This is a genomic window from Variovorax sp. 20P10.2.4 (assembly GCF_058244205.1).
In genome coordinates, this window is sequence record NZ_JBZAYE010000020.1 from 21,826 (window position 1) to 29,603 (window position 7,778).

Below are 7,778 nucleotides of genomic sequence, written 5' to 3' on the forward strand. Positions count from 1 at the left end.
GGCCGCTCAGGTCTGCTTCGCCGACGCGAAGCGCCGGGTCGTCGCCATCAGCCGCAGCTGGTTGTCCACCGCGCCCACGCCCTCTACCGCCGCCGTGACGGCCTCGGTCTGCGCGCGCTCGTCCGCGTCGAGCACGATGCCGCGCAGGCTCACGCGGCCGTGGTCGGCCTCCACCGTGACGCGGATGTCGGCCGTGGCCGCGCCGTCCTTGAGCGCCGCCTTCACGCGCGCCGCCAGCGCCATGTTGGCCAGCAGCGCGCGCGAGCGCGCGGTCTCGGCGAACTCGGGCCGTGCCGCCAGCGCGCGGATCTGCGCCACGCAGCTGTCGACCGTGAGGCGGTCGGTGTTGAGCACCAGGTCGTAGAGCACCGGGTCGCCCCAGGTCACGCCGAACTGCGCATGCATGCGCGCGGCGTGCGCCTCGTCGCTGCGCCGGATCTCGGCCTCGGCGAACTCGGCGTCGTCGGTCTCCAGGTGCGTCATCAGCCAGTCGATGCGCTTCTTGAGCGAGCGCGTGATGCGCACGCACACCACGTGCGGCACCGGCCGCAGCAGGCAGGTGGCGCCCCAGCCGCGCAGCACGACGTTGCCGCGGTCGGCCAGCGCGAACAGTTCTTCGGCCGTGTAGAGCGCGAAGCTGCGCCGGTCGGTCGTGAGCCGCTCGACGAAACCGGCCTTGCCGCCGCGCAGGCGGCCGATCAGGCTGGTCGAAACCTGCATGCGGTCGGCGACGCGCTCGATGACCTCGTGGCGCATCGATTCCAGCCCCATCTCCTCGGCGAGCTGAACCGACACGTCCTTGGCGAGCGATCCCATTTCCTGGGTCAGTGCGATGACGGGCATGGCGTGGCCTCCGGGTTCAATCGACCGGCCGCTCGACGGCGAACTCGTCGGGCTTCTTCGGCTTGAAGAGCGCCAGCAGCTTGGAGATCAGCGGCCAGAACAGCAGCGTGAGCGCCAGGGTGGTGATGCCGCCGACCAGCGGGTTCGAGAACATGATCATCACGTCGCCCTGCGACACCAGCATGGCCTGGCGGAACGAGTCCTCGGCCTTGTCGCCGAGCACCAGCGCCAGCACCAGCGGCGCGAGCGGGAAGTCGAGCTTCTTGAACAGGTAGCCGATGACGCCGAAGCCCAGCATGAACCAGATGTCGAGCATCGCGTTGTGCACCGTGTAGGCACCGATCGCGCAGATCACGATGATCACCGGCGCGATGATCGAGAACGGGATGCGCAGGATCGAGGCGAACAGCGGCACCGTGCTCAGCACCACGATCAGGCCGACGATGTTGCCCAGGTACATGCTGGCGATCAGGCCCCAGACGAAGTCCTTCTGCTCGACGAACAGCAGCGGTCCGGGCTGCAGGCCCCAGATCAAGAGGCCGCCCAGCAGCACCGCCGCGGTCGGCGAGCCCGGGATGCCGAGCGCCAGCATCGGCAGCAGCGCGCTGGTGCCGGCCGCGTGCGCCGCGGTCTCGGGCGCGACCACGCCCTCGGCCTCGCCGGTGCCGAACTTCGAGCCGCGCTTGGACATCTTCTTGGCCAGGCCGTAGGCCATGAACGAGGCCGGCGTGGCGCCGCCCGGGGTGATGCCCATCCAGATGCCGATCAGCGAGCTGCGCAGCGAGGTCATCCAGTACTGCGGCAGCTGCTTCCAGGTCTGCAGCACCACCTTCGGATCGATCTTCGCGCTCTTGCCCGAGAACTTCAGGCCCTCTTCCATCGACAGCAGGATCTCGCCGATGCCGAACAGGCCGATCACCGCGATCAGGAAGTCGAAGCCGCGCATCAGCTCGGGCTGGCCGAAGGTCAGGCGCAGCTGGCCCGTGACCGTGTCCATGCCCACGCTGGCGAGCGCGAAGCCCAGTGCCATCGAGGCCAGGATCTTGAACGGCGAGCCCTTGCCCATGCCCACGAAGCTGCAGAAGGTCAGCAGGTAGACCGCGAAGAATTCGGGCGAGCCGAACTTCAGCGCGAACTTGGCCACCAGCGGCGCGAGGAAGGTGATCATCACCACCGCGAGGAAGGCGCCCACGAACGACGAGGTGAAGGCCGTGGTGAGCGCCGCGCCCGCGCGGCCCTGCTGCGCCATCGGGTAGCCGTCGAAGGTGGTGGCCACCGACCAGGGCTCGCCCGGGATGTTGAACAGCACCGAGGTGATGGCGCCGCCGAACAACGCCCCCCAGTAGATGCACGACAGCATGATGATCGCCGAGGTCGGCGACATCGTGAACGTGAGCGGCAGCAGGATCGCGACGCCGTTGGCGCCGCCCAGTCCGGGCAGCACGCCGATCAGCACGCCCAGGATGATCCCGACGAACATCAGGCCGATGTTGGTCGGTGTCAGGATCACCGAAAAGCCCTGCATCAGGGCACCGATTTCTTCCATTTCGCTTGTGCTCCGTGAGGTGTCAGTAGCCGAGGAACGAGAGCGGATCCAGGGCGCCCTTGAACAGCGGCACCTTGAACCAGACCTCGAACATGAAGAAGAACAGCGTGTTCACGGCCAGCGCCGCGATCGCGGCCTTGACCCAGGAGTACTTGCCCAGGATCACCATGAACAGCGCGATGTAGACCGCCGAGGCCACATACAGGCCGAGCAGCGCGATGCCCAGCACGTAGACCACCGCCGGCAACAGCACCGAGAGCACGCGCCGCAGCTGCTCGCGGTCGACGAAGACCTCGGTATTGCGGTTCTTGCCCAGCAGCGACTGGTAGAGGATGCCGATGCCCGAGATCGTGATGATCAGGCCGATGAAGAACGGGAAGTAGCCCGCGCCCGGGCCATCGCTGGTCCAGCCCGCGCCGAGCCGGCGGCTTTCGAAGATCACCACCAGGCCGATCGCCAGCAGCAGCAGTGCCACCACCGCCTCGACCTTGTTCGTGGCCACGCCCGTGCGCGCGGCCGGGTCGGATACGTTGTCGTCGTGCTCCATGGAGCCCCCATCGTGTTGTTGTCGAGAGAGAGAGAGAGAGAGAAAGAAAACCGGGCGCGACGCCACGCGCCCGCGCGGGCGCATGCTCACGTCGTCCGATGCATCGCGGCGGCGCGCCCGGCCGCCGGTGCCTTCTTGCCTGTTACTTGCTGGCGGCCAGGAAGCCGGCCTCGGTCATCAGCGTCTTGTGCGTGATTTCCGCGCTGGCGAGCCACTTCTCGAAATCGGGGCCGGTCATGAAGGTCGGGTTGAAGGCGCCCTTCTCCATGTATTCCTTCCACTCGGGCGTGGCGATCACCTTGGTCAGCAGGTCCTTGTAGAAGGCCAGCTGTTCGGGCTTGACGCCCGGTGCCATGAAGATGCCGCGCAGCATCGTGTACTTGGCCGGCACGCCCGCTTCCTTGCAGGTGGGCACGTCGTTCCACGACTGCGTGTCGGTGACCTTGGCCTTGAACGGCATGCGCTCGTCGTCGAACACGCACAGCGCGCGCAGCTTGCCCGCGCGCCACTGCGCCACCGCCTCGATCGGGTTGTTCACGGTGGAGTTCACGTGGCCGCCCACCAGCTGCACCGCGACTTCGCCGCCGCCCTTGAAGGGCACGTAGATGAACTTGGTGCCCGTGGCCTTCTCGAGCGCGACCGTGATGATCTGGTCTTCCTGCTTCGAGCCGGTGCCGGCCATCTTGAACTTGTTCGGGCCCGCCGCCTTCACCGCGGCCACGTACTCGCCCGCGGTCTTGTACGGCTGCTCGGCGTTGGTCCACAGCACGAACTGGTCGAGCGCCAGCATCGCCACCGGCGTCATGTCCTTCCAGTTGAAGGGCACGCCCGTGGCCATCGGCGTGGTGAAGAGGTTCGACAGCGAGATGATGATCTTGTGCGGATCGCCCTTGGCTTCCTTCACCGAGAGAAAGCCTTCGGCGCCCGCGCCGCCCGACTTGTTGACGACGATCAGCGGCTCCTTCATCAGCTTGTACTTGATGACGATGCCTTGCAGCAAACGGCCCATCTGGTCGGCGCCGCCGCCGGTGCCGGCGGGGATCACGAACTCGACGGGCTTGGCGGGTTCCCAGGCCCATGCGGGGGTGGCGGCGGCCATCACCGCGGCGGCGGCGGTGGCGACCAGGACTCGTGCGCGACACGCGCCGAGGCGCGGAATGAAATGCTTCATCTGTTGTCTCCTGCTGTAGAGGGTGCGCTCTTTTTTTTCGTGAGTCTGAGCCGGATCCGAACAGCGCAGATGGTGCGCGTGCGCGAAACGCGCCGGCTTGATCGCGGTCAATTTTTTGAAGATTCCGTATCGGGGTAAGCCCACCCCGCGATCGGTCGCGGCGATGCGCGCGCGGGCCCTGCGCAACGCCTCGCGGGCCGCTCGCGCGATGCGGTCGGCGCGCTGGCGAGAGGCGCTTCGGGAGGCCCGACCCCGCCTCCTCAGGGGATTCGGGTTAACCCTATAAAATCGACGCCCCCGTCCACTTTCCATGCCCAGGAGCTTCCCGCCATGCCCAGCCTCGACCGATCGTCCGCCCCCGCGAAGCTGCTGCGTCGCGCCACGGTCGTCCTCAAGAGGCTGGCCTTCGAGGCCGACATGCTGCTGGGCACCCTGCTGAGCCCCAACAAGGTCATCGCCGAGGTCGAGCAGATGCGCGCCCTGCAACGCCGCGCCGACCGCATCGAAGCCACCGACCCGGCCCGCGCCGCCGCCCTGCGCTGGCACGCCTCGCGCGTGGGGCTGCGCTGAGCGCTGACGCGCTGTCGCAGGAAGGACCGGACGAACTGGTAAAGTCCAGCCGCCCACCGTCTTCGTAGTTCAATGGATAGAACGGGGTCCTCCTAAGACTCAGATACAGGTTCGATTCCTGTCGAAGGCACCAGCATTGATGTTCAAGGCGTGGGCGCTGACTGAGTACGGCGGCAAGTCCGGTCAACCGCGCTCGCTGTTGGCAGTACTGGCGATTGGTTCCGCAAAATCTGCCAAGGGCCAAGGGCGTTTAACGCGAGGCTTCGGCGCACAAAGAGGCTCCGCCTGTTGCCTCTATGCTGAAGTTCGTTCGGCTCGGCACGCAGTTGTGAACGCGACCTGCGGATGAACTATCGCCTCCCTGCTTGCTGCAGCAACGCCCGTATGCACCTAGACGGACTGCAGGGTCTGGACGACAAATTCCCTGCCTCGGATCTACCGCGAGGAGCGCAGGGATTGGGATGCTGAGCACGCTGCGCGTCAATGTGTGAGCCCTGCAATGCAGCGATCACGGCACTGACGTCGAAGAATTCCTTCGAGAAAATTCCATCCGATAGAGCACGAATTGGTCTGCGCCCTGCGGATGCCCTACCGCGACGCTCGCAAGCTTCAAAGAAACCTGCGAGTGCCGAGACAGACTGTACAGACTGTCAACATTGACTTTCCAATCCGCGAAGTATGTACATCCCACGTCGTACGCATATTCCGAAAGAGCTAGCCGTTTGATGGCCGCGTTTGCCCCCTTGTTCACCACCCCATCAAGATTCACGACTCTCAGATCGGTGCGATGCGCTGCAGCTGCAAAATAGCCGAGAGCCCCGGACTGAAATGCGCATAACGTTTCCCTGGGCGGAGTTGACTCGAGCATCACGACCGTGGAAGAACGATATCCCTTCGCCCCGTGATACCACGATGAGAGATTCTCGATCGGCGCCACATACCAAGTTCCGATTTGCGCTATCCCCAAGGCGACGCTGAAAAAGGCCAGCGCTATACCTTGCGCCCTGTGCCCCCTGCGCATCAGAGCGGCTGTCAGCGCTGCGACGCAGACGATGACTGCAAGCTGCGCCGGATAGAGATAACGATGGAAAAACCATAGTGCCGGCACATGGTTCACGTAAAAACCCACGACGAACATTGCAAAAGCCACGCCAGCCGTTAGTGGTCGACTTCGCGTAGCGCGTGCAGTAGCCCAAAGAGCGGCAATGCCGCCAATCGATATCAACGCGGCCAGACAGGCCGACAAAAAGGGTGAAAAGTATAAAAACTCGCGAGCCCACCGCCAGTCGCCTACCCCCAACCCCACCAAGAACCCGAGCGCCCAACCAGTTCTCTGCAAGAGCGGCGGGCTGGGCTCCGTGTTGAGCCGGACCAAATCCACAATCGCAGCGCCACTTTGAGGCACGACAGCACCAAACTTGACAAGAGAGTAGGACCACCACGGGGCCAAAACGATCAATGCGACGGCTGCTGCCGTCAGCAGGTGTGGCCACGGTCTTTTTTCCACGATTGCCACAATGACGACCCCAAGTACCAGTACGGCAAGATCGATCCGTGCAAGTAACGCCAAGCCGCATGCAATACCGATGACAACTGCCTGCCGACTTGTCGGTCGATCACGATAGACACAAAAGGCAAGCAGCACGCTTAGGCCGCAGCAAAGTGCCATGCTTGTTTCGAGCCCGCCCAACGCGTTTTGGGTAGCCAATGCCGAGCTGGCCCACAGCACACCTGCCACTGCAGCCACCATGCGTCCTAGCGTCCGATCGATGAGTTTCCAGAGCACGACGATTGCAAGAAGATCGAATGCAACCCCAAGCCCCACCGCCCACCCAATTGCCGCGTCGGCACCAATGCCCAGCCAGAATGCTGGCATCTCAAGAAATGCCAGGAGGGGCTGAAAACCATTGGTCAGAATACCGCCACTAGATATCGGCCCATTGCCCAAGGAGAGATTTCTTGCGATGGCGAGCGTGTAATACGTGTCGTCGGGAATGAAGCGGAGGTCCACCACACCAATCGGCATGAGGAGAAAACCACCTCGCAACAGAAGTGCAATGCCTAACGCACTCCAAAGAGAGGCGTACCCTCGGCTCCATCTATTCGTGTCCATATGTAAATGTACTCTGGGATCGAGGCCACAAAGCGTGGCCTCCCAAAGTTGTAGACACCTCATCCTTTCATTGGACCAGTGTGACGACCGAGCTCGAGGTTGGCGGTCGACCTGCGCGAACTACATCCGCGCTGGTTCCACGTCTGGAACGTCTGGAACTTCAATGCACACGACGTGCAGACCTGCGAGCGCGGCTTCGAGGAAATCGGGGCCACCGAATCCGCTGCGCGCTGAGCCCTCACACCACCCGCCACTCCTCCACTACGAACGCCGTGATCTCCGCCAGAAAGCTCTTCGCATGCGCCATCGTGCGCTGCCCCTGCGCCGAGCCGAAAGCGGCGTCCAGCGTGTCGGTGCTCTCGAACCACAGCTCGACGATGCCGTCGATGGCCAGCGTCTCGTAGCCGCAGGGCGTGCCCTTGTCGAACTCGCGCGCGGTCACGACGTTCTGGCGGTAGCCGCCCACGCCGGGCATCTGGCGCACGTGGTCGGCGTGCACCTTCCACTCGCGGCGGAAGTCGTCCTCGGAGATGTCGGTGCGGCGGCGCAGGGTCGAGATGCGCTTAAGCAGGCGGTGCGGCCCGGTCGGCGGCGCGATGACGGTGCTCTGCGCGACGCTCACGATGTGCAGGCCGCCGAGGAAATGCCGCTCGTCCTCGCGGATGCGCGCGGCGAGCTCGCCGTCGGTGAAGGCGGCGTTCGCCTGCGCCGCGGCATCGAAACCCAGTTGCGAGAAGCCGTCGAAGTCCCACGGGCCGCGCGCGAAGTCGATGCCGCGCTGCAGCCGGTCGGTCACGAGGTTCTGGCGATAGCTGCGCAAGGTGGGCAGTTGCGCGACCAGCGGGCCGTGGCTGTGGCGCCAGTGATGGCGGAAGGCCTCGTCGGTCCAGTCGGCCTTCTTGCGGATCAGGCCCATGCGCAAAGGAATCGTGGCGTCGGTCATGGTGGGGGTGTCTCCTTGTCGTTGGATGCGGCGGCCGCCTCGGCC

General features: G+C 64.7%; 8 protein-coding genes and 1 tRNA gene. 3 read left to right on the forward strand and 6 right to left on the reverse strand.

What is annotated here, in order from left to right; translation table 11 throughout:
- Positions 1-6: 6 nt before the first annotated feature.
- From AC27VN_RS03720 to AC27VN_RS03735, 4 genes are all read right to left on the reverse strand, one after another.
- On the reverse strand, positions 7-843 hold the full coding sequence (locus tag AC27VN_RS03720) for a cytidylate kinase family protein (RefSeq protein ID WP_490875673.1): 837 nt from the start codon (positions 841-843) through the stop codon (positions 7-9).
- Between the two features lie 16 nt (positions 844-859).
- A complete protein-coding gene (locus AC27VN_RS03725; protein ID WP_093347823.1) occupies positions 860-2,389 on the reverse strand; it encodes a tripartite tricarboxylate transporter permease in 1,530 nt (509 codons plus the stop codon).
- 22 nt (positions 2,390-2,411) lie between these two features.
- Positions 2,412-2,936 carry a tripartite tricarboxylate transporter TctB family protein gene (locus AC27VN_RS03730; protein WP_208513486.1) on the reverse strand — a complete coding sequence of 175 codons (525 nt, stop codon included), beginning with the start codon at positions 2,934-2,936 and terminating at the stop codon, positions 2,412-2,414.
- Between the two features lie 142 nt (positions 2,937-3,078).
- Positions 3,079-4,107, reverse strand: a complete 1,029-nt coding sequence (locus tag AC27VN_RS03735) for a Bug family tripartite tricarboxylate transporter substrate binding protein (protein ID WP_093347829.1) — start codon at positions 4,105-4,107, stop codon at positions 3,079-3,081.
- Positions 4,108-4,437: 330 nt separating this feature from the next.
- On the opposite strand from AC27VN_RS03735, the gene AC27VN_RS03740 reads away from it, so the two are divergent.
- Both AC27VN_RS03740 and AC27VN_RS03745 read left to right on the forward strand, forming a co-directional pair.
- Positions 4,438-4,677 carry a hypothetical protein gene (locus AC27VN_RS03740; protein WP_093347832.1) on the forward strand — a complete coding sequence of 80 codons (240 nt, stop codon included), beginning with the start codon at positions 4,438-4,440 and terminating at the stop codon, positions 4,675-4,677.
- A 58-nt stretch (positions 4,678-4,735) separates the two neighbouring features.
- Positions 4,736-4,810: transfer RNA gene (locus tag AC27VN_RS03745), tRNA-Arg, on the forward strand.
- Between the two features lie 375 nt (positions 4,811-5,185).
- Here AC27VN_RS03745 and AC27VN_RS03750 read toward each other — a convergent pair.
- A complete protein-coding gene (locus AC27VN_RS03750; protein ID WP_490875674.1) occupies positions 5,186-6,703 on the reverse strand; it encodes a glycosyltransferase family 39 protein in 1,518 nt (505 codons plus the stop codon).
- Positions 6,704-6,889: 186 nt separating this feature from the next.
- Between AC27VN_RS03750 and AC27VN_RS03755 the strand changes: the two genes are divergently transcribed.
- The gene (locus AC27VN_RS03755; protein WP_490875675.1) at positions 6,890-7,024 is read left to right on the forward strand and encodes a hypothetical protein; all 135 of its coding nucleotides are present in this window, start codon (positions 6,890-6,892) and stop codon (positions 7,022-7,024) included.
- Between the two features lie 4 nt (positions 7,025-7,028).
- Here the strand turns inward: AC27VN_RS03755 and AC27VN_RS03760 are convergent, their stop codons facing one another.
- Entirely contained in the window at positions 7,029-7,733 is a 705-nt protein-coding gene (locus tag AC27VN_RS03760; RefSeq protein WP_490875676.1) for an EthD domain-containing protein, read from the reverse strand.
- Positions 7,734-7,778: the final 45 nt, after the last annotated feature.

Excerpts from the sequence above, each read along its gene's own strand:
- AC27VN_RS03760 (WP_490875676.1), bottom strand. The coding sequence starts at position 7,733 with ATGACCGACGCCACGATTCCTTTGCGCATGGGCCTGATCCGCAAGAAG.
- AC27VN_RS03730 (WP_208513486.1), bottom strand. The coding sequence starts at position 2,936 with ATGGAGCACGACGACAACGTATCCGACCCGGCCGCGCGCACGGGCGTG.
- AC27VN_RS03725 (WP_093347823.1), bottom strand. The coding sequence starts at position 2,389 with ATGGAAGAAATCGGTGCCCTGATGCAGGGCTTTTCGGTGATCCTGACA.
- AC27VN_RS03735 (WP_093347829.1), bottom strand. The coding sequence starts at position 4,107 with ATGAAGCATTTCATTCCGCGCCTCGGCGCGTGTCGCGCACGAGTCCTG.
- AC27VN_RS03740 (WP_093347832.1), top strand. The coding sequence starts at position 4,438 with ATGCCCAGCCTCGACCGATCGTCCGCCCCCGCGAAGCTGCTGCGTCGC.
- AC27VN_RS03720 (WP_490875673.1), bottom strand. The coding sequence starts at position 843 with ATGCCCGTCATCGCACTGACCCAGGAAATGGGATCGCTCGCCAAGGAC.
- AC27VN_RS03750 (WP_490875674.1), bottom strand. The coding sequence starts at position 6,703 with ATGCCGATTGGTGTGGTGGACCTCCGCTTCATTCCCGACGACACGTAT.